The 20,940-nt window shown below is 39.9% G+C and carries 21 protein-coding genes and 1 other annotated feature (1 of these 22 running past the window's edge); of the genes, 15 read left to right on the top strand and 6 right to left on the bottom strand.

The features are described from left to right. Positions 1-33 (bottom strand) — a binding site (T-box leader) (it extends 200 nt beyond the left edge of the window). A 43-nt stretch (positions 34-76) separates the two neighbouring features. Beyond that, positions 77-460, bottom strand: coding sequence for a DUF3899 domain-containing protein (locus tag ACIGG7_RS12360; RefSeq protein WP_224941542.1), 384 nt, complete (start codon positions 458-460; stop codon positions 77-79). A 508-nt stretch (positions 461-968) separates the two neighbouring features. On the opposite strand from ACIGG7_RS12360, the gene ACIGG7_RS12355 reads away from it, so the two are divergent. The 12 genes from ACIGG7_RS12355 (at position 969) to pepF (ending at position 15,595) form a co-directional block, all read left to right on the top strand. Further along, positions 969-2,621 (top strand): peptide ABC transporter substrate-binding protein, encoded by a 1,653-nt coding sequence (locus ACIGG7_RS12355; RefSeq protein ID WP_224941541.1) that lies wholly within the window; start codon positions 969-971, stop codon positions 2,619-2,621. A 172-nt stretch (positions 2,622-2,793) separates the two neighbouring features. Then, the gene (gene opp3b, locus ACIGG7_RS12350; protein WP_224941540.1) at positions 2,794-3,723 is read left to right on the top strand and encodes an oligopeptide ABC transporter permease; all 930 of its coding nucleotides are present in this window, start codon (positions 2,794-2,796) and stop codon (positions 3,721-3,723) included. Then, positions 3,723-4,748: an oligopeptide ABC transporter permease gene (gene opp3C, locus ACIGG7_RS12345; RefSeq protein WP_224941539.1), complete on the top strand. Its 1,026-nt coding sequence runs from the start codon at positions 3,723-3,725 to the stop codon at positions 4,746-4,748. The genes opp3b and opp3C overlap by 1 nt, the downstream gene beginning before the upstream one ends. A gap of 18 nt (positions 4,749-4,766) precedes the next feature. After that, positions 4,767-5,837: an ABC transporter ATP-binding protein gene (locus tag ACIGG7_RS12340; RefSeq protein ID WP_224941538.1), complete on the top strand. Its 1,071-nt coding sequence runs from the start codon at positions 4,767-4,769 to the stop codon at positions 5,835-5,837. Continuing rightward, positions 5,837-6,772 (top strand): ABC transporter ATP-binding protein, encoded by a 936-nt coding sequence (locus tag ACIGG7_RS12335; RefSeq protein ID WP_224941537.1) that lies wholly within the window; start codon positions 5,837-5,839, stop codon positions 6,770-6,772. Before ACIGG7_RS12340 ends, ACIGG7_RS12335 begins: the two co-directional genes overlap by 1 nt. 215 nt (positions 6,773-6,987) lie before the next feature. Then, entirely contained in the window at positions 6,988-8,187 is a 1,200-nt protein-coding gene (locus ACIGG7_RS12330; protein ID WP_224941536.1) for a putative glycoside hydrolase, read from the top strand. Positions 8,188-8,479: 292 nt separating this feature from the next. After that, entirely contained in the window at positions 8,480-9,052 is a 573-nt protein-coding gene (locus ACIGG7_RS12325; protein ID WP_224941535.1) for a GNAT family N-acetyltransferase, read from the top strand. Between the two features lie 299 nt (positions 9,053-9,351). After that, positions 9,352-9,747, top strand: a complete 396-nt coding sequence (gene spxA / locus ACIGG7_RS12320) for a transcriptional regulator SpxA (RefSeq protein WP_032089161.1) — start codon at positions 9,352-9,354, stop codon at positions 9,745-9,747. 332 nt (positions 9,748-10,079) lie between these two features. Beyond that, entirely contained in the window at positions 10,080-10,751 is a 672-nt protein-coding gene (gene mecA, locus ACIGG7_RS12315; RefSeq protein ID WP_224941534.1) for an adaptor protein MecA, read from the top strand. 151 nt (positions 10,752-10,902) lie between these two features. Further along, positions 10,903-12,408 carry a cardiolipin synthase gene (cls, locus tag ACIGG7_RS12310; protein ID WP_224941533.1) on the top strand — a complete coding sequence of 502 codons (1,506 nt, stop codon included), beginning with the start codon at positions 10,903-10,905 and terminating at the stop codon, positions 12,406-12,408. A gap of 88 nt (positions 12,409-12,496) precedes the next feature. Further along, positions 12,497-13,684 carry a competence protein CoiA gene (locus tag ACIGG7_RS12305; protein WP_224941532.1) on the top strand — a complete coding sequence of 396 codons (1,188 nt, stop codon included), beginning with the start codon at positions 12,497-12,499 and terminating at the stop codon, positions 13,682-13,684. Between the two features lie 87 nt (positions 13,685-13,771). Then, positions 13,772-15,595 (top strand): oligoendopeptidase F, encoded by a 1,824-nt coding sequence (gene pepF / locus ACIGG7_RS12300; protein WP_397549908.1) that lies wholly within the window; start codon positions 13,772-13,774, stop codon positions 15,593-15,595. Between the two features lie 77 nt (positions 15,596-15,672). Here pepF and ACIGG7_RS12295 read toward each other — a convergent pair whose 3' ends face one another. From ACIGG7_RS12295 to ACIGG7_RS12275, 5 genes are all read right to left on the bottom strand, one after another. Next, positions 15,673-15,861, bottom strand: a complete 189-nt coding sequence (locus ACIGG7_RS12295; RefSeq protein ID WP_224941530.1) for a hypothetical protein — start codon at positions 15,859-15,861, stop codon at positions 15,673-15,675. 279 nt (positions 15,862-16,140) lie between these two features. Further along, on the bottom strand, positions 16,141-17,007 hold the full coding sequence (locus ACIGG7_RS12290; RefSeq protein WP_224941529.1) for a ClpXP adapter SpxH family protein: 867 nt from the start codon (positions 17,005-17,007) through the stop codon (positions 16,141-16,143). Next, entirely contained in the window at positions 17,000-17,401 is a 402-nt protein-coding gene (locus ACIGG7_RS12285; RefSeq protein WP_224941528.1) for a globin domain-containing protein, read from the bottom strand. Before ACIGG7_RS12285 ends, ACIGG7_RS12290 begins: the two co-directional genes overlap by 8 nt. 254 nt (positions 17,402-17,655) lie before the next feature. Further along, complete coding sequence (locus ACIGG7_RS12280) at positions 17,656-18,297, bottom strand: lytic transglycosylase domain-containing protein (protein WP_224941527.1); 642 nt, start codon at positions 18,295-18,297, stop codon at positions 17,656-17,658. A gap of 48 nt (positions 18,298-18,345) precedes the next feature. Further along, positions 18,346-18,933 carry a CYTH domain-containing protein gene (locus ACIGG7_RS12275; protein WP_224941526.1) on the bottom strand — a complete coding sequence of 196 codons (588 nt, stop codon included), beginning with the start codon at positions 18,931-18,933 and terminating at the stop codon, positions 18,346-18,348. Positions 18,934-19,062: 129 nt separating this feature from the next. On the opposite strand from ACIGG7_RS12275, the gene ACIGG7_RS12270 reads away from it, so the two are divergent. Genes ACIGG7_RS12270 through ACIGG7_RS12260 form a run of 3 tightly spaced genes read left to right on the top strand, consistent with a single transcriptional unit; the run spans position 19,063 to position 20,926 of the window. Continuing rightward, entirely contained in the window at positions 19,063-19,437 is a 375-nt protein-coding gene (locus tag ACIGG7_RS12270; RefSeq protein WP_224941525.1) for a UPF0738 family protein, read from the top strand. Positions 19,438-19,453: 16 nt separating this feature from the next. Further along, positions 19,454-20,110 carry a GTP diphosphokinase gene (gene yjbM, locus ACIGG7_RS12265; RefSeq protein ID WP_224941524.1) on the top strand — a complete coding sequence of 219 codons (657 nt, stop codon included), beginning with the start codon at positions 19,454-19,456 and terminating at the stop codon, positions 20,108-20,110. Positions 20,111-20,128: 18 nt separating this feature from the next. Continuing rightward, on the top strand, positions 20,129-20,926 hold the full coding sequence (locus ACIGG7_RS12260) for an NAD kinase (RefSeq protein ID WP_060670229.1): 798 nt from the start codon (positions 20,129-20,131) through the stop codon (positions 20,924-20,926). The last annotated feature ends 14 nt before the right edge of the window (positions 20,927-20,940 follow it).

Here is a 20,940-nt window from a genome sequence, read left to right as displayed (position 1 = left end):
TAGAAAAGTACTACTCTTCATCCTTGCTTTTCACTCAATTCATATAAGTACATTATATGAAAATGAGCTGAATAATTCAAGTGTACAGAAGATAGGTCAACACAATGGACAACACCAGAGTCACAGCTCCGAGTGTCAATAAAGACTTAGTAATGGAATAGGAGCGTTTGACACTGAATTCTTCATGGGCTTCCTTTGTTTCGTCCAGCTCATCGAACTCAGAAGCGTACTTTCCGAGTTTTGAGCTCTTTCGGAAACGCTTGATTGCGTACACGAGCCCATTGAAAAAACCCTTTTCGAAAATATATAGAAGGGAACCGAGACAGACATACAAAATCCCGATAATAAATAAGCTGTCTATAATTGAAAGAAGCAGGTTTTTCTCTTGAAGTGACGCCACCACAACAGCAATGACGAATAAAAGGAATGTAAGGATAGTAAATAGATTGATTCGTTTCATAATACTCCTTTAAGTGTTTTTATCAAAAGTATACATGAAGGATTATAAAGAATTCAATCCTCACTCATGGATATTCAATTCTTCTCAAAGTGAATAAGTAGTACCGACACACAGCCACTTGGGAATACAATATGATGAGAGCGGAATATTGCTGAAGATGTTAACTGAAATAAGTATGAATTCTATCATTTATATTTAGTCTGGAAATTTAATATTTATAACAAGAGAGAATTTCAAAGAGCAGGAACCCTGTTTAAAGGACAGTAATATTTAGCCTATGAGAATTTACGTTTGTAACAATTGTAATAGGACGAACTCTCCAAAATGTTTAAAAGAAACGTTGATATTACAGGGTTTCAATATCAATATACCTACTAATCTGATAATTTAGCAAAAAAACTGTTAAATTCATATTGCAATAATTTCTCTATCATGTATAATAAGTAACAAATCTTCTGAAAATTAGAAGATAAATAAATATGAGATTTACGAGGAGGTCAATTTCAAGATGAAGAAAAAGTTTTCATTCTTGCTGGTTCTTCTTCTGGCTCTCAGTACTTTCCTAGCTGCTTGTGGCGGCGACAAGAAGACTGACAGCAAAGAGGAAGGAACTGGTGCAGGCGGTTCTGACGAAAAGAAAGAACAAGTACTTAACCTGCTGGAGGCGTCTGAGATCCCATCAATGGACTCTACTCTAGCAACTGACTCTGTTTCATTCAAAGTAATGAACAACGTATTCGAAGGTCTTTACCGATTAGGTGAAAATGACGAGGCTGTACTTGGTATGGCTGCTGAAGAACCACAGATCAGTGAAGATGGTAAAACATACACGTTCAAGATCCGTGATGCGAAATGGTCAAACGGAGATCCTGTTACAGCGAACGACTTCGTTTACGCTTGGCAAAAAGCTTTAAACCCTGATACTGGTGCAGAGTATGCGTACATCATGTACGATATCAAAAACGCTGCTAAAGTAAACGCTGGTGAAGTGCCAGTTGAAGAATTAGGTGTTAAAGCAATTGATGACAAAACATTAGAAGTTCAGCTTGAAACAGCTGTACCATATTTCAAAGCATTACTTTCTTTCGCAACATTCTATCCACAAAACCAAAAATTCGTTGAGTCTCAAGGCGATAAATTCGGTCTTGAAGCTGACACTGTAGTATATAACGGACCTTTTACTCTTTCTGAGTGGAAGCACGAACAAAGCTTTAAATTAACTCATAACGATAGCTACTGGGATGCAGACACTGTTAAGTTAAAAGAAGTGAACTTTAATATCGTTAAAGACACTGCTACTGGAGTTAACCTTTTTGAAACAAACAAAGCTGATGTTGCTGGTCTTTCAGCTGAATTTGTAGACAAATACAAGTCAGATGAAAACTTCAAAACAAAAGCGGATACTGCTGTATACTTCCTGCGTTTAAACGAAGGAAATGAAGTGTTGAAAAACGTAAACGCACGTAAAGCAATTGACTCTGCTTACGACAAAGAAGGTATGGTTGAGGTTCTTCTTAACAATGGATCTATCCCTGCTAACTACTTAGTACCTAAAGATTTCGTAACGGGTCCAGATGGTACTGAATACCGTGAAGCGGTTGGCGATTTCGGTGGATTTGACACTAAAAAAGCTGCTGACTATTGGGCTAAAGCGAAAGAAGAGTTAGGTAAAGATTCTATTGAATTAGAACTATTAAACTATGACTCTGACAGCTCTAAAAAGATCGGTGAGTTCTTAAAAGAACAACTTGAGCAAAATCTTGAAGGTTTAACTGTCAACATCAAAGCACAACCATTCAAGCAAAAACTTGAATTAGAATCGAAAGGTCAATATGACTTCTCATTCGCTGGTTGGGGTCCTGACTATCCAGATCCGATGACATTTGTTGACATGTTCGTGACTGACGGTGCTCATAACCAAATGGGTTACTCTAACCCTGAATATGACAAGTTAATTGAACAAGCTAAAGGTGAACTTCTTGATGATCCTGAAGCTCGCTGGCAAGCAATGGTTGATGCAGAGAAGATCCTTTTCGACGATCAAGCAATCAGCCCAATGTACCAACGTGGAACTGCTTTCTTAGAGCGTCCATATGTTAAAGGTCTGTTACGTCACTCATTTGGTGCGGATGCATCTTACAAATGGGCTTCAATTGAGTAGTATTTAACTCATTCGACAAACCTTAAAAGGGAGAGCGTATGCATAGGCATATGCTCTCCTTTTCCAGTGAATGTCGGTAATTATCACAAAAATAAAAATTTATTGAAAATTTGTCGAAATTCGCTATAATTGAGAATGTAGAAAAAATAAGATAAAAAAGGGGGGCTAAAGAATGGTCAAATATACAATTCAACGTATCGTTTATATGATCATCACTTTGCTTATCATTGCAACCGCCACTTTCTTTCTGATGAAGCTCCTACCTGGATCTCCACTGCAAAACACAGAAAGGCTTACTCCGGAACAACAACAAATCATCCTGGATAAATATGGTTTGAACGACCCGCTGCCAGAACAATACATTAACTACATGGTAGGGTTAACGAAAGGTGATTTAGGCTTATCCTTCCAATATGATAACCGCCCAGTAACAAGCTTGATAGGAGACCGAATCGGTCCTTCAGCTCTAATAGGTTTTCAGGCAATGGTATTAGGGACTTTCCTAGGATTAATCATTGGAATCATAGCAGCTATTAAGCATAATAGTTGGATTGATTATGGTTCAACTACTCTTGCGGTATTGGGTATTTCAATTCCTTCATTCGTATTTGCAGGTCTCCTTCAATATTATGTTGGTGTTAAACTGCAATGGCTACCAGTAGCGCTTTGGGGTGAGTATAAACATACAATCCTTCCAACGCTTGCATTGACGGTATTAGTTGTTGCAACGATTGCTCGTTTTATGAGAACAGAAATGCTTGAAATCCTGAACTCGGATTATATTCTTCTTGCTAAGGCAAAAGGAATTACAAAGGCAGGGACAATCGTGAAGCACGCAGTTAGGAATGCGATGATCCCTATCATAACGATTTTGGGACCGATGACTGTAAACATTATGACCGGTGCCCTAGTAGTAGAAAAGATCTTCGCGGTTCCTGGATTGGGTGAACAATTCGTCCGTTCAATTGAGTTAAATGATTATACAGTGATTATGGGAATTACATTGTTTTATAGCGCACTATTCATTGGTGTCATTTTCTTGGTGGATATCCTTTACGGTATCATTGATCCCCGTATTCGCTTAGCTGGAGGGAAGAAATAATGGAAGCAAACAAAAAGAAGTTGGATCAACTAAGTCCAGAACTCTTCCAACCTCAAAAGGCAGATGAAGGTCAGGCTGAAAAAATTTCACGAAAAAGCTTAAATTTCTGGCAGGATTCCTGGATTCGTTTAAGGAAAAATAAAGGGGCAGTCCTTGGTATGATCATTACATTGGTCATCATCCTGTTTGCTACATTTGGACCGGGAATGAACGAATATAAATTTAGTGATCAAAACATACGTCACGCAAAACTCCCACCTAAAATTGAAGCGCTTTCAGGATTGAGTTGGCTTCCGTTTGATGGGAAGGATGCTGACGGCTTCGATGTATATGAAGCAAGGCAAATCGAGGAAAATTATTGGTTCGGTACTGATGATTTGGGTCGTGATCTTTGGACACGTACTTGGAATGGTACGAGGATTTCCTTGTATATCGGTATCCTAGCTGCTGTAATTGACTTCATAATTGGTATTTCCTATGGTGGAATTTCCGGCTACTATGGCGGAAGAGTGGATAATATTATGCAACGTATCATTGAGATTCTGGTAGGAATCCCGAATCTTATTGTGGTCATACTATTCATTCTCATTTTTGAACCTGGTGTATTTTCCATAACAATGGCGATGGTTATAACTGGATGGACAACCATGGCCCGGATTGTTAGAGGGCAGATACTTCAATTGAAAAATCAGGAGTTTGTTCTCGCCTCACGTACCTTGGGGGCAACAAGTAATCGATTGATTTTTAAGCACCTACTTCCAAACGTAATGGGACCAGTCATTATTACAACAATGTTTACAGTTCCTTCAGCAATCTATACAGAGGCTTTCTTAAGCTTCATCGGATTGGGAATTGCACCACCAAAAGCATCTTTAGGTTCATTGGTTAATGACGGCTATAAATCTATTCAGTCATTCCCACACATGATGCTCGTTCCATCCGTGGTAATCTCGTTACTTATCTTAAGTTTCAACTTAATGGCGGATGGTCTGCGTGATGCACTTGATCCGAAAATGCGTAAGTAGTAGAAGGGAGATAATAATATGTCAAAAATTTTAGAAGTGAACGATCTACACGTCTCCTTCAATACGCATGGAGGAGAAGTACAAGCTGTACGCGGTGTGGATTTCCATTTAGATAAAGGTGAAACATTAGCGATTGTTGGGGAATCTGGTTCTGGGAAATCCGTTACGACGAAAGCCCTTATGAGATTGATTCCAAACCCGCCTGGATTCATTAAGGGTGGAGAAATCCTTTTTGAAGGAAAAGATTTAGCAAAGCTTCCAGAGAAAGATATGCAAAAGATCCGTGGGAAGGACATCTCAATGATCTTCCAGGATCCAATGACGTCTTTAAACCCGACAATGACAATTGGGAAACAAATCATGGAACCTCTTGTGAAACACCAGAACATGAGTAAAAATGATGCGAAGAAACGCGCCATTGAATTGCTTAAATTAGTAGGTCTTCCAAGTCCGGAAACTCGCTTTAAACAGTATCCACATCAATTTTCCGGCGGTCAGCGTCAACGTGTCGTCATCGCGATTGCACTTGCTTGTAATCCTAAAATCCTTATTGCCGATGAGCCAACAACGGCATTGGACGTTACGATACAGGCTCAAATCCTTGAACTGATGAAGGACCTTCAAAATAAAATCGAAACATCCATCATTTTCATCACCCATGATTTAGGGGTTGTTGCCAATGTTGCCGATCGTGTTGCGGTAATGTACGGAGGACAAATCGTAGAAACTGGAACGGTAGATGAAATATTCTACGATCCACGTCATCCTTACACATGGGGATTGATTGGTTCAATGCCTACAACTGAAACAGAAGGTGAGCAGGAGCTGGTTGCGATTCCTGGTACTCCTCCTGATTTATTGAATCCTCCTAAGGGAGATGCATTTGCTCTTCGAAGTGATTATGCATTGAAAGTGGACTTCGAACAAGAGCCACCATATTACCAGGTGTCAGATACTCACTATGTGAAATCCTGGTTGCTGCATCCGAGTGCCCCACAGGTTGAGCCTCCGGAAGCAGTGAAAGTAAGACAAAGACAAATGCCGTCAAACTTTAAAGAACCGGTGCTTGTTGAGGGGGTTCGTTCATAATGGCAGAAAAATTATTAGAAATTAAAAATCTTAAACAGTATTTCAATCCTGGTAAACCGAATATGGTTAAAGCGGTTGACGATATCAGTTTTGATATTTATAAAGGCGAAACACTTGGTCTTGTTGGTGAATCAGGTTGTGGAAAATCCACTACCGGTCGTACAATCATTCGTTTATATGACGCCACTGATGGGCAAGTACTCTTTAATGGTGAAGACGTTCATGGTAAAAAGTCACGCTCACAATTAAAGAAGTTCAACCGTAAAATGCAAATGATCTTCCAGGATCCTTATGCGAGTCTTAATCCTCGTATGAAGGTTGCGGATATCATTGCTGAAGGTATCGATATCCATGGCTTAGCTTCTTCAAAAGAAGAACGCTTAAAAAAAGTCCATGAGCTTCTTGAAACGGTGGGCTTGAACAAAGAGCATGCCGGCCGCTATCCACATGAATTCTCAGGTGGACAGCGTCAGCGTATCGGAATTGCCCGTGCCCTGGCTGTAGATCCTGATTTCATCATTGCCGATGAGCCGATCTCTGCCCTGGACGTTTCAATCCAAGCGCAAGTTGTAAATCTTATGCAAGAGCTTCAAAAAGAAAAGGGCTTAACCTATTTGTTTATTGCCCATGACCTTTCCATGGTAAAGTATATCAGTGACCGTATCGGTGTTATGTATTATGGAAAACTGGTTGAATTGGCACCAAGTGATGCTCTATATAAAAACCCGCTTCACCCTTATACTCAATCGCTTCTATCTGCGATACCGTTACCGGATCCCGAGTATGAGCGCACACGCAGAAGAAAAGAGTATAATCCAGCTGTTCATAACTATACAGAGAATGAACAACTTGAAATGCGTGAAGTGGCACCAGGACATTTCGTTCATTGTTCTGAAAAAGAATTTGCCCAATATCAAGCATCATACAAAAATTAATAAAGTGAAAAAGCTCCCTTCATTGAGGGGAGCTTTTTTCATGGATACTTCTCATATTTGAAGAAAATCATATGATATATAGAAGATCATTCATTTCCTTGGAAATTTCGACAGACTAGGTGGATTCACCCTTTTCTTACAAGTAATTTCCTTGTTAAAATAGAATAGGAGGTTACATAATTTACTAGATAGCTTGTTTTATAGAGGAGAGGTTAATGTTGAAATGGAGTAAGGTAGCGACATCTTTATGTTTAGTCACACTATGCGTCACGCCGTTTCAATCAGCACTCGCTGCTGAAGGAGGACCGGCAAAAAGCCATGAGAAGAGAACGCTCTCGATGAGTAAGAAAGAGATAGCAAGTCCAGTACCTCGTTTTGTATATGACTCTGGCTTGAATTTTGAGTATCCGGATGCGATTAGGGGCGTTTATGTAACAGCACATTCAGCTGGTGGAGCACGTTTTGATACTCTTACTAAATTAATGGATGATACTGACCTGAATGCAATGGTCATTGATATTAAGGATGACGTGGGAAATTTAACTTATGTACCTGAATCGTCTTCTCCATACGCTAAAGTGGGTCAGCCATATATCAAGGATCCAAAAGCTGTGTTAAAAAAGTTAGAGGAAAAGAAAATCTACCCGATTGCAAGGGTAGTGGTTTTCAAGGATACGGTCCTTGCCAATCAACGACCGGACTTGTCTTTTAAAGACGGCGATAAGGTCTGGTCAAATGGAGGGGGTGACTCCTTCGTCAATCCATTCCTTAAAGAAGTATGGGATTACAATGTAGGGATTGCAATAGAAGCTGCAAAAATGGGCTTTCAGGAAATCCAATTTGACTATGTTCGATTCCCGGAAGGATTCGAAAAGCGTGATAATGAACTGAAATATAATGGCGGGGAATATGCAAAAGAGGACATTGATAATGTTCAGAAGCGTGTGCATGCCGTTACCGACTTTGTTGAATACGCCCATAAAAAATTAGAACCTTATGGTGTGAAAGTATCAGTTGATATCTTCGGTTACACGGCAACACTTCCCGAAGCACCCGGTATCGGTCAGAACTTCTCTAAAATATCAGAGAATGTAGATGTCATATCATCCATGATCTATCCGAGTCACTGGACCCCTTATTTCGGGATTGCAAAACCTGATTTACAACCATATGAATTAGTGTCTGAATACACCAAGGTTGAAAAGGCGAAAATAGCTGAGCTAAAGAATAAGCCTATTTCCAGGCCGTGGCTCCAGGATTTCACCGCTTCCTGGTTGGGCAGCGGCAACTATAAACCATATGGTAAAGCGGAAGTAGAGGCCCAGATCAAAGCTTTAAATGATCAAGGGGTCAATGAGTTCCTTCTTTGGGATGCCGGTAATTCATACACTGAAGGAGTAGATTATACGCCTTAACAGAAGAAAATGACCTGTAACGTTACAGGTCATTTTTTATTTTAATCAGTGTTAATATCCCTGAAAAATGGCTTTCCGTTTGAAAAATAACAGATATATTGGTATCATTAAGATATTGGTAAGATTAACCGCTTTCAACCACATATTCCCCTTCATGGGCAGTCAGCCTGTGATTCCGTATTATTATCCCACGGATAAGACTAACATCTAACATAAACAAATCATTCTTGAGAAACATAATGGTATCACGTTAGTCAAAGTCATTTAAAAATTCAATTGAAGGAGTAGATCCATGCACTGGTATGAAAAGTTAAATCAATATTTCCCTGTAGAGGAAATGAAATCAAAAGAGCATCTTGAATCCCTTCTTAAAGATAGAAGCGACATCTACCACAAGGATGAGGGTCCTCATCATGTACTTATGTATGCTGAACTGGATGAGTTCATTTTCATTGATTATCTGTTTGTATCTAAAGATGCCCGCGGACAAGGATTGGGCCATAAATTGCTAGATAAGCTGAAGGAAAAAAAGAAAGCGATTATTCTGGAAGTTGAACCTGTTGATTATGATGATACTGATACTGAAAAGCGCTTGAAGTTCTATAAACGAGAAGGATTTGAACACGCCGTCAGTATTGGATATGCCCGCCGTTCACTGGCAACGAACGAGATAAATGAAATGGAAATTCTTTATTGGGCACCCAGTGATGAATCCGAAGATCTTATTTTCGATTCGATGAAGAAAACGTATGAACTGATTCACACCTATAATGACCAAAAATTTTATGGTGCATCCTATCAGCCTGTAGAAGAGGTATTAAAGAAAGATAAAGATCGTGATGGTGATGTCCTTAAAAATCTTTAAGACAGAATAACCTTATTGTCTATTCGCAATAAGGTTTTCTAAATGAAAAAATGGAATTGTTCAATATTATGTTTAAGCTAAAGATGTACAGGGTAAAGCGATACTAGAAGCAGAAGATTCAGCTATGTTATACCTATGTATAGGAAATTTGACAAATTAGTTAAAACTATGTTCAATGGACTGTTATTCATGTATAATACATAATAGAGATTTCTTATTTAAACTAATTTTAATGTACAGCCGATGTTTAAATAAAGTACTCTATCATTAAAAATTCCTTAAGGGAGTGTGAATGATTCGTGGTTACATTATTCACTTCACCTAGTTGTACATCTTGTCGCAAGGCAAAAGCTTGGTTAGAAGAGCATGAGATTCCATATACAGAACGCAACGTATTTTCTGAACCGTTAAGCATTGATGAAATTAAAGAAATCCTTCGCATGACTGAGGATGGAACAGATGAAATTATTTCAACCCGTTCTAAAACATTCCAAAAGCTTAATGTGGATCTAGAAACTTTACCACTTCAAGAGTTGTTTGAACTCATTCAAAAAAACCCGGGTCTTTTAAGGCGTCCAATCATCCTCGATGAAAAACGTCTTCAAGTGGGTTACAACGAAGATGAAATCAGACGATTCCTTCCAAGAAAAGTTCGCACATTCCAACTTCTGGAAGCGCAAAGGATGGTCAATTAGAGCTGCCTTTGCATGAGAATATATAAGTGAAAGGGGCTGACCCTTTAAGGAACGTTGCGTCTCCTTTCGGGTCAGTCTCTTTTATATTAGATTAGGTATTATCACTTGAATTTTCTGCAAATATTCGCTAAAATGTCAAAAACACCTAATGGGATTTGTGAGAAAAAAATGGGTGTTAGTTTAATTCCATTTTCAGTGTTACTATCATAAAATAGAAGTACAAGGTACAAACTAACCTAAATGTATCTTCTATCTTCACCAGCAATCGAGCATTACCTGCTCAGAGGGTGTAGTCCCTTCACTAACATCATGCAAGAAGGGAGAGGTGTTAATTGGAAATCGAACGCATTAATGAAAATACCGTCAAGTTTTACATTTCTTACGGAGATATAGAAGATCGTGGATTTGACCGCGAAGAAATCTGGTATAATCGCGAAAGAAGCGAAGAATTATTCTGGGAAATGATGGATGAAGTTCACCAGGAAGAAGATTTTGGAATTGAAGGACCGCTTTGGATCCAAGTTCAGGCGTTGGATAAAGGACTTGAAGTACTTGTTACAAGAGCTCAGGTTTCAAAAGATGGTCAACGATTTGAACTTCCGATTCCAGAGGATAAGCTCAAGGAACTTCCTGTAGATGAGCGTATAGAAGAGCTTCTGGATCAACACTTCCAAATCAAGCAGGACCAGGACGGAGAAACTGAAGTAGTATTGGATTTCACATTGAAATTCAACGATTTTGAAGATGCCATTTCTCTTTCCCAGCGAATGAAAGATTTGCCTGTGGAGCACTTGGAAACAAAGCTGCTTGCATTCGAAGATAGATATTTTATTTACGTTAAATTTTCAGAAGAACACTTTGCAGAAGAAGATATCGACAATACGTTAAGTATACTGCTTGAATATGCTGATGAATCACGAATGACCGTCCATCGCCTTGAAGAGTATGGTAAAATCGTCATTCAGGAGAATGTCTTTAAGACACTTAGTGAGCACTTTTCGTAAGATTCAATACCGGTTTCATACAGAAATCGGTATTTTTTATATTTATTTACTTGTCATACGATTTATTCCTTTAGTATTGTGGGTGGATTCCTTCATTTTTATCAGTGCTTCACATTTAAGAGACATTAAGCCGGTGGAAGGTGTTTTGTGAATGAAAAATACAGTGCGGGTCCTCTTATTTATTGCTGTTCTCATATTGAGTTATATTTTCTATTTCGATCAGTATTTATCCGGAATGGTAAAGTATATTAGTATTGTCTTTACATTCTCGGTCATTGTCATTGGCTTCCTCATTTTCTTTGAAAATCGCCACCCTACCCAAACATTGACATGGCTGGTCGTATTAGGAGCTTTTCCGTTTTTGGGCTTCATTTTTTATTTATTATTTGGACGGAATTATCGAAAAGAAAAAATGTATAAGAAAAAGTACATACTGGATCAGGAAACGTATAACAAATTTGAGCCTGGACCGAAGGAAATCAATGCTGAAATGTTTGGGTTGTTCCAAGAGAAGCATTTCCAGCTTGCACAGAGAATCGGGAATAGTGCCATCTCTTTTTCAAGCGAAACAAAACTCTTGACGAATGGCACGGAGACATTTGGTGAAATTCTAACATGGTTAAAGACGGCAAAGCATCATATTCATATGGAATATTATATTGTACGACATGACGAGATTGGAAATCAGATAAAGGATATTCTCATTGAACGTGCGAACGATGGGGTCAAAATCCGGTTCCTATATGATGCTGTCGGAGCCTGGCAGTTATCTAGGGACTATATCAATGAATTGAAACAAGCAGGAATTGAAGTGGTTGCCTTTGGTCCTGTGAAAATTCCCGTTCTCAATAATAAGTTCAACTTTCGCAATCATCGTAAAATCATTGTCATCGATGGCAGTATCGGATTTGTAGGGGGGCTTAATATCGGGGACGAATATTTAGGCAAGAACCCCCATTTCGGCTTCTGGAGGGACACTCATCTATTTGTAAGGGGAGAAGCGGTCCGGACTTTGCAGTTGATCTTTCTTCAGGATTGGTATTATATGACGAATGATGACTTCCTGACTCCTGGATATCTAAGTCCTGATCCGATTGAAAATAGTCATGACGGCGGAGTTCAGATGATTGCAGGTGGACCTGATAATGAATTGAGCGTTTTAAAGAATATATTCTTCTCGATGATTACTTCGGCAAGAAAGAGTGTTTGGGTGGCTTCCCCCTATTTTGTGCCGGACGAAGACATTTTCTCAGCCCTTAAGATTGCGGCTTTAAGTGGTGTCGATGTGAGACTGTTAGTCCCTCATAAACCCGACAAACGAATCGTATTCCATGCCTCCCGCTCCTATTTTCCGGATCTTCTGGAGGCGGGCGCACGTATTTTTGAATACCAAAAGGGATTCATGCATAGTAAGATTGTAATAGTTGATGAAGAAATGGCTTCGATTGGAACATCGAATATGGATATGAGAAGTTTTCACCTGAATTTTGAGGTGAATGCATTTCTGTATAAAACGGAAAGTGCAGCCTCCATTGTAAAGGAATATCTTCATGACTTGGAAGACTCGGAAGAATTGAAGTTGGAAGAATTTCAGAAAAGACATCTTGGTTACAGGATTCTGGAATCCACTTCACGATTGATGTCTCCTCTTCTATAATACAATGCCTTCAAGTTATTTTAGCTTGAAGGCATTTTTATGCAGGAATTTCACGGTTTTTGGCGAATGAATCATGAGGAGGTGTTCTATGTTAACCGCTTTAGTAAATCAGAAAATATTCACGACGATCCATTTCACCAGGGAAGATTTGAAAAGGGTAAGAAGTGATGGCATGCAATTCCAATGTCCATATTGTTCTTCGGGACTGATTTTGCGCATCGGAAATCGAAATGTCCCACATTTTGCCCATGTCTCCCATGCTGGATGTATCGTGGAAAAGGAAAATGAGTCCCCGAAGCACCTGTTAAGCAAGCAGCTTTTGTATGACAGATTAAACTCTCTCTATAAAAATGTAAAACTCGAGCACTATTTGAAAGAGATCAAACAGATCGCTGATATTTATGTGAAAACAGATGACAGGGAGATTGCGATCGAAATACAATGTTCCACTATCCCGATTCCTGAAATGGAGGAACGTACACATGGGTATCATCGAAATGGCATAACCCCTTTTTGGATCCTCACTCAATCATTGAAGCGTAAAGAACTCCTGAAGCTATCTACTTTCCAACAAGCATTTATCCGGTATTCACCGGACTTACATTATTTTCTCCTTCATTTTCTCCCTGAAATCAGCAGCTTTCACCTGTATACCCATCTCTATCCGGTTTCAAATTCTCGTTTCTTGACAGAAGCCCCTGTCACAATCCCCGTTGATCAGATTACCCTACCTTTCACCATACCGAATGCTTCCTTGCAACACCCTAACCCCTTTTCCGCATGGAACCATTATAGAATGAAATGGATATATAACAAACTTAATTATAATAAAACGGGGAGAGATGCGTTCTTAAGAGAAGTGTACGGGGAAGGGGATACATTTTTGTATCTTCCCCTTTACATCGGCCTTCCGGTTATCCCACACGGAATGATGATCAAAAATCATGAGGTGGAATGGCAATACTATATTTGGAAAGACAGTTTGAAGAAGTGTGGGGCATTTACAGTGGAGAGTGTGTATCACGGGTTAAATAAGAGGCTTATAGAAGGTCATATCGAGCTCCGCGGACTTCCGTTAATAAAAATAGAAGAAGGGTTAAGAAACGTTGTTAGAGGATATTTAAGTCTGCTTGAAGGGCTGAAGGTGATTGAAAGAACAGATGATCAACATTTCCAGCAAACCAATACCTGGAGCTGCCCGAATCATTTTTCAGCCTTTGAGAAGCATCGTCATGATTTTTTTCCCAAGTGGAAGCATATATTAAAAAAGGTGTAATCAAAATTGGATTGTTGCAGGAAATTCTTAGATGAGAGAGAATGTTACTATAAGGAATTTTCTGTAGATTTAGAATGGAGGATGTATATGTCAAAAGATACAGCAGTGAAAAGTCTGCCTGGTAGAAAAGAGGTAGAAGAAAAGTTAACGTGGAGATTGGAAGACATTTTTGAAAGTGATCAGACATGGGAAAAGGAATATAAAGAAATCAAAGAGCTATCAAAGAAAGCGGATCAATTTAAAGGAACATTGGGTGAAAGTGCAGATCAGCTTTACCAGGCATTCGCTTTCCAGGATGAAATAATGGAACGGATGGGTAGGGTTTATACATATTCTCACATGCGCTATGATCAGGATACGACCAATTCGTATTATCAGGGATTGGATGACCGTGCCAAAAGTCTTTATACACAATTAGGAAGTAAGTTTGCTTACCTGGTGCCTGAAGTGCTTTCCATTGACGAAGATAAGCTAAAAGGCTTTCTGGAGGAAAAGGAAGAACTGAAAAAGTATAAGCATGCATTAGAGGAAATTAATCTTCAGCGTCCACATGTTCTTTCTGCAGAAGAAGAAGCGCTACTGGCACAGGCATCTGAAGTGTTCGGTGCTGCGAGTAATACATTTGGGATGTTAAATAATGCCGATATTGAATTTCCAAGCATAAAAGATGAAAACGGAGAAGAAGTGGACATCACTCATGGCCGTTTTATCAGGTTCCTTGAGAGCAGTGATCGCAGGATTCGGGAAGAGGCGTTTAAAAAGGTATATGAGACATATGGTAAATTTGAAAACACATTTGCTTCGACTTTAAGTGGCGCGGTGAAGAAAGACAATTTCATTGCGAATGTCAGACATTACGATTCTGCCAGACATGCGGCTTTATCAAATAATAATATTCCCGAAGAAGTCTATGATAACCTGGTTGATACCGTTAATAAAAATCTTCATCTCCTGCAGCGCTATGTAAAACTTCGTAAGAAAGTTCTGGGCTTGGATGAGGTTCATATGTATGACCTATATACGCCGCTTGTGAAAGAGGTCAAAATGGACATAAGCTATGACGAAGCACAGACCATGATTCTTGACGGTCTAAAGCCACTTGGTAAGGAATATGCCGATGTTCTGAAAGAGGGCTTCGAAAACCGCTGGGTGGACGTAGTGGAGAACAAAGGGAAGAGAAGCGGGGCCTATTCTTCAGGAGCATATGGCACAAACCCTTACATCCTGATGAACTGGCAGGATAACGTAAATAATCTCTTTACACTTGCCCATGAATTCGGACACAGTGTGCACAGCTACTATACGCGTAGCTCACAACCATATACGTATGGTCATTATTCCATCTTTGTAGCCGAAGTGGCCTCTACTTGCAATGAAGCATTATTGAATGATTACTTATTGAATACGATTGAAGATGAGAAGAAACGTTTATATCTCTTGAATCATTATCTGGAAGGATTCAGAGGAACTGTATTCCGTCAAACGATGTTTGCTGAATTCGAGCATCTCATTCATAAGAAAGCACAAGAAGGAGAAGCACTGACTTCAGAGTTTTTGACGAAAGAGTATTATAATTTGAATAAGAAGTATTTCGGCGATGACATTTCAATTGACGAAGAAATCGGGTTGGAGTGGGCTCGCATTCCACACTTCTACTACAATTATTATGTGTATCAATATGCAACAGGATTCTCTGCCGCAACGGCGCTGAGTCAACAAATACTTGAAGAAGGGGAACCGGCAGTGGAACGCTATATCGACTTCCTGAAAGCGGGAAGCTCCGATTACCCGATCGAGGTGCTGAAAAAAGCGGGAGTGGATGTGACTACATCCAAACCGGTGGAGGATGCTTGTAAAGTTTTTGAGGAAAAGCTGAATGAAATGGAAGAACTGCTGGAGAAGCTTCAATAAATAGAATCACTAAATAAATCCCCCGCCAGAAGGGCATCTTCCTTCAGGCCGGGGATTCATTTTTTAAGGTCCGTCCCTCATTTCATCGATTTGAATCCCCTGAATCGGTTGCGGTTTCCGAGGGAGTGGAAGAAGAGGAGGAGGGAGAGAAAGAGGATGGGAGACGTGATATAAATGGGGATCAGGTGCATGAGGCCAAGGATGTTGATGAAAAAGCTGATGAGGATCAAGAGGAGGAGGATCCCATATTTCATTTTTACGAGCATGTTAATTCCCTCCGAACGTTGTCTTATTACCATTTATATGAAGAGGAAGGGAAGAACATGAATTGATTTTGACAATATTGTGAAATACCATACAAACAACTTGCCAATACAAGTGGATACATGATATATTATCGGTGTGAAGTTGATCACAAGCAAACATATACCCCTTTGTTTGACCGTGAAAAATTTCTCCCATCCCCTTTGTTCGTATTGAAAAACCGATGTTGGAAACAACATCGGCTTTTCTTGTTTTATGAAGATTTAATTATACTACAATAATTATTGATTGATATATTTCCAAAAGGTTCCGTGCTTTGCCGGAAGTTTTTTTACTTTTTGCTGAAGTGTCCATTTCTTCATTTGCTTTTCAACTTCTTCTATAGATAGATCATACACTACGGCAATTTCCTTCGATGCAACCACCCGATAATACTTCATGAAAACCTCAAGTGGGGGCAAAGGCTGCTTCTCAGGCTTTGTTGTAAGCATTTCTTCAATAATATGAACATACACCTCATAAGAATACAAACCGGTGATCTTTAATCCCTCATCCTCGATATTTTCATTAAAAAAGACCAGGGTCGGAATTTCATCCACTTCCATTTCCGATGTAATCTTGACGTCACATTGAAACGCCTTTGATGCAGTAGAAGAGTTAATATCGTTCATGAATTCGCTCAGATCAAGCTTTGCTGCCCGGGCACATTCCTTCAGAACGTCGATGTTCGAAATGTCTTGTTTCTGCAGGAATAACCGTTCCTGTAAAAAACGAAGGAAGCGAATACCCGAGTGTTTACCTTGAAGTTCTGCTGCTTTGATGGCAAAAGATGCGAGATAGGGTGAATCAATCGGATTATCGATCCACAGGCTTCCATCGCACGACATCCCGGAGCGACTTGCCGTTTTATCCCATTGTTGTGCCAGATCTTCCTGCTTCCTTTTGGTCGCCAAATTCAAAGAGGCGAGTTGTCCGCTTAGGATATACCGTATACGAAAGTACTGACCGTACTCGATATGCAGCTTCTTTAAGATTGGTTCTAGTGCCCAGCACTCCGGGCAAAGAGGGTCAACAAACATATATATTTCCAGAGGTTTCTTCTCACGACCGCACCCTTTAAGGTGATGCCAGCTATTTGTCCTAGTCAATGGCAGAACCCTTGGTAGAATCCGTATTTACCATGTGATGGGCAGTTAAAACGAGTCTGTGAAAAAAGTCATCCCTTACTGGACCCTCTAGATCGACTTCATTCATAGCCTCATGCATACAGCTTAACCAAGCTTTAGCCCTTTCTTCTGTAATTGGAAATGGAAGATGCCTGGCACGCAGCATAGGATGTCCATGCTCCTCGGTATAAAGTGCAGGACCACCTAAATATTGAGTTAAGAATTGCTTTTGTTTACGTGATGTCTCGGTTAAGTCATCCGGGAAAATTGGTGACAACTCAGGATGATTGGATACTCTTTCATAAAAAGCTTCAACGAGCATGGAGAGTTTCTTTTCGCCGATAAGGTTATAGGGCATTTGTGGTTTCTCGACCATAAGAATGACTCCTTTTTACTTAGATTGTATGTTCATTCTAGCAAGCATTAATCTATATCTCAAACAAATAGTCTTACATCTGCCTGATTATTCCTAAATTAGTGTAGCCTCCTTTTATGTTTCTATCCTGTTTTGTCTGAATGAATGATGATTTGACACAAGAGGCGAGGGGGGTCTAATGAACCATACGGCTTGTATCAAAAAGGCAAGGCCGACCTCAAAGGGGAGGAGTGCCTTGCCAAGAAGACGGACCATTAGGCAAAATAGTGATCTGTCACTTTCTTAACATATGCGGTTGTTTCTTTAAACGGTGGGATACCTTGATATTTATCAACGTTACCAGGGCCGGCGTTGTAGGCTGCCAGGGCAAGGTGGATGTCCCCGTTATATTTATCAAGCATTTGCTTTAAATACTTCGTACCTGCAAATACATTTTCTTCAGGATCGAAAATATTGGTGACTCCAAGACCTCTTGCAGTGCTTGGCATGAGCTGCATTAACCCTGCGGCCCCTGCGGGACTGACGGCACCAGGATTGAAATTGGATTCCTGTTTAATGACGGATTGAATCAGTTTTTTAGGCATACCATAATGATCAGCCGCTCGTGTGATGATTTCATCAATCTCCTGTGGTGCAGCCAGGTAAGCATTGTTCACAATGGACTGCGGATGGATGCTTGGCGTCACTGATAAGGCTGACTTAATACGCCAGGCTTCATTGACGGCTCCAAGAGATTGATTCATGTTCTTGGAATTTGTGCTTGAATGAAGGGCTTCTGTTAATAATTGTTGAAACAGATCATTCGATTGACTGCTTGTATCTTGAATCGAAGAAACTGAACCTAAGCTGTTCAATGCTTTGAGCTCCATCATCGTTTTCAATTGCTGAACATTCATGTGAAAGACTCCTCATTTCGTAAACTGCTACTCTTATACTTATATCGGTCAAGACTCTTCCTGTTTTAATTTCTCCAAGTAAAAACGTTTGATTTTATTGTCCGTTTTTCTTATTGGAATGTGATGCTGTTTCAATAAATCAAGAAATATCTCTTCACCCGATTTACGTTCCTTCACTTCAAATTCAAGCTCGTAGTCTTCTTTATGAAGGTAAGAACTTTTATCGAAAACAAGTAGTCCATCTCTATAGTTCATTTCTGCCCTGTTTGTTGAAAGTGTCCCGAAGTGTTGGAGTGCAGTGCAAGAAACAGAAAGTGACTTCAATACATCTTTGACTTCCCCTATTGGAAATGTCCCTTCCCCTAGGAGAGAGTCTGCTTGGCTTTTCGATAAGGATTGATTCGTTTCTAAAAGATCTTCGTTAAAAGGGGTCTTTAGTGTTAACGTATACTTCCCGTTTTTCTCCCGGATTCTTAGTGCAGATTGTTTCTCTTTTAATTGATGATCCGGAGTATCAAAATAGTGATTGTCCTGAGAGATGAAATCCTCTTCCTTAATATGAAAGTGAGAGGTCAAGCGGTTGAATTCCTCTTCTGTTACGAGATTCTTGAATTCTATTTCTATTTCCTGTGCCATGCGTAAGCATCCTTTCCTTACAAACTTCTTCTATTATCTCTTTAATAATTGGGAACTTCAATGTTTAGATGAATTGGTTGTATTATGTTAAAATGATACTGATTGTTTAATGGAAGGATGAAGAAACGCATGAGGAAAATTGTTCAATTTCAACACACAACATATGAAAACGGTACATTATACTTACATACGGACCAGGTCGATCTCATTCAAGATACAACGGCTGCCTGTCAGATCATTGCAGATTCCGATCGCTATGCTTTCGTGTATTTAACAGAAAACGAAGAGGAATATGTGTATTTATATCTGGAAGAGTCAATCTGGCCGGAATTGAAAAAAGCATTAAAGGAAAAAGCGGCAGTCGTAGCAAAAAGTGAACATGTTTCACTTGAATTGGATCAATTCACAGAAGAACTTGACTATCTGGTAGAGAATATAGAAGGAAACGGGAACTACGGTGACGAAATGGTTGAAAAGGTAGAAAAGGTATTTCTTGAAAAGTAGGCGAGAGGTGAGGGGAATGAATCACTGGGAACAATTTTTAGCTCCCTACAAGCAGGCTGTAGACGAATTAAAGATTAAGCTTAAAGGGATGAGGGGAGAATATGAACTCCACAACACACATTCTCCCATTGAATTTGTCACAGGCAGGGTAAAACCCATCGCAAGTATTCTTGATAAGGCGAATCAAAAAGGAATCAAGCTATCGAATATTGAAACAGAAATGCAGGATATCGCAGGACTCAGGATGATGTGTCAATTCGTTGATGATATTCATATCGTCGTGGAAAAACTTCGGAGCCGGAATGATTTTAAAATCATAGAAGAAAGGGACTATGTAACCCACAAAAAACCAAGTGGCTACCGATCCTATCATATTGTCATAGACTATCCCGTGCAAACCATCCAGGGTGAGAAAAACATCTTGGTAGAAATTCAAATCAGAACGTTATCCATGAATTTTTGGGCGACGATCGAGCATTCATTGAATTATAAGTATAGTGGTCAAATTCCTGAACAAGTACGTCTCCGGATACAACGAGCTGCTGAAGCGGCCTTTAGGCTTGATGAGGAAATGAGTTTGATCCGTGAGGAGATCCAGGAAGCCCAAGTCATTTTCACGAATAAAAAAGAAAAGGATCAACGGAGAGAAAATCCTGAACCAAAACAGCAGTGATTTGAAAGGGGTATACGTATGAAGTTCGCGATAACATCAAAAGGTGATTCGAAGTCTAATACCTTAATGCATAAAATGAGAACGTATCTACAAGATTTCAACTTGATCTATGATGATGATCAACCGGATATCGTCATTTCCGTTGGCGGGGATGGCACGCTTCTTTATGCATTTCACCGCTATCGATCCAGGCTGGATAAGACGGCATTTGTCGGTGTACATACGGGGCATCTCGGCTTCTATGCTGACTGGGTGCCAGAGGAGATCGAGAAACTCGTCATAGCCATTGCTAAGACACCCTATCAGATCATTGAATATCCACTCTTGGAAACGATTATCCGTTATCAGCATGGTGGAAAGGAAACCCGATATCTTGCTTTGAATGAATCAACGGTCAAAAGCGTTGAAGGGACCCTTGTCATGGACGTGGAAATCAGGGGGCAGCATTTTGAGCGCTTTAGAGGGGACGGCCTTTGTCTTTCAACTCCATCCGGAAGTACAGCTTATAATAAGGCACTGGGTGGAGCAATCATTCACCCGTCATTACCGGCCATTCAATTTGCTGAAATGGCGTCCATCAATAATCGGGTTTTCCGAACCATCGGGTCACCGCTCATTTTACCTGCGCATCATACGTGCATGCTGAAACCAGTGAATGGACCGGATTTCCTGGTGACGATCGATCATCTTTCTCTCCTTCATAAAGATGTGAAGAGCATTCAGTATCGTGTTGCGGATGAGAAAATTCGTTTTGCCCGCTTCCGCCCCTTCCCGTTCTGGAAACGTGTCCATGATTCATTTGTAGCGGATGAATAAGGGCAGGTATTAGG

This window comes from Rossellomorea sp. NPDC077527, assembly GCF_044542955.1.
GTDB lineage: Bacteria > Bacillota > Bacilli > Bacillales > Bacillaceae_B > Rossellomorea > Rossellomorea aquimaris_E.
Note: the sequence above shows the minus strand (reverse complement) of the source record. Positions and strands in the feature narration are given on the sequence as shown.

Coding starts and splice junctions, on each gene's coding strand:
- ACIGG7_RS12270 (WP_224941525.1), top strand. CDS start 19,063: ATGAGGAAAATTGTTCAATTTCAACACACAACATATGAAAACGGTACA.
- ACIGG7_RS12275 (WP_224941526.1), bottom strand. CDS start 18,933: ATGGCACAGGAAATAGAAATAGAATTCAAGAATCTCGTAACAGAAGAG.
- ACIGG7_RS12335 (WP_224941537.1), top strand. CDS start 5,837: ATGGCAGAAAAATTATTAGAAATTAAAAATCTTAAACAGTATTTCAAT.
- ACIGG7_RS12360 (WP_224941542.1), bottom strand. CDS start 460: ATGAAACGAATCAATCTATTTACTATCCTTACATTCCTTTTATTCGTC.
- ACIGG7_RS12305 (WP_224941532.1), top strand. CDS start 12,497: ATGTTAACCGCTTTAGTAAATCAGAAAATATTCACGACGATCCATTTC.
- opp3C (WP_224941539.1), top strand. CDS start 3,723: ATGGAAGCAAACAAAAAGAAGTTGGATCAACTAAGTCCAGAACTCTTC.
- ACIGG7_RS12330 (WP_224941536.1), top strand. CDS start 6,988: ATGTTGAAATGGAGTAAGGTAGCGACATCTTTATGTTTAGTCACACTA.
- ACIGG7_RS12325 (WP_224941535.1), top strand. CDS start 8,480: ATGCACTGGTATGAAAAGTTAAATCAATATTTCCCTGTAGAGGAAATG.
- yjbM (WP_224941524.1), top strand. CDS start 19,454: ATGAATCACTGGGAACAATTTTTAGCTCCCTACAAGCAGGCTGTAGAC.
- cls (WP_224941533.1), top strand. CDS start 10,903: ATGAAAAATACAGTGCGGGTCCTCTTATTTATTGCTGTTCTCATATTG.
- ACIGG7_RS12280 (WP_224941527.1), bottom strand. CDS start 18,297: ATGAATGTTCAGCAATTGAAAACGATGATGGAGCTCAAAGCATTGAAC.
- ACIGG7_RS12295 (WP_224941530.1), bottom strand. CDS start 15,861: ATGCTCGTAAAAATGAAATATGGGATCCTCCTCCTCTTGATCCTCATC.
- ACIGG7_RS12285 (WP_224941528.1), bottom strand. CDS start 17,401: ATGGTCGAGAAACCACAAATGCCCTATAACCTTATCGGCGAAAAGAAA.
- ACIGG7_RS12355 (WP_224941541.1), top strand. CDS start 969: ATGAAGAAAAAGTTTTCATTCTTGCTGGTTCTTCTTCTGGCTCTCAGT.
- opp3b (WP_224941540.1), top strand. CDS start 2,794: ATGGTCAAATATACAATTCAACGTATCGTTTATATGATCATCACTTTG.
- ACIGG7_RS12260 (WP_060670229.1), top strand. CDS start 20,129: ATGAAGTTCGCGATAACATCAAAAGGTGATTCGAAGTCTAATACCTTA.
- pepF (WP_397549908.1), top strand. CDS start 13,772: ATGTCAAAAGATACAGCAGTGAAAAGTCTGCCTGGTAGAAAAGAGGTA.
- ACIGG7_RS12340 (WP_224941538.1), top strand. CDS start 4,767: ATGTCAAAAATTTTAGAAGTGAACGATCTACACGTCTCCTTCAATACG.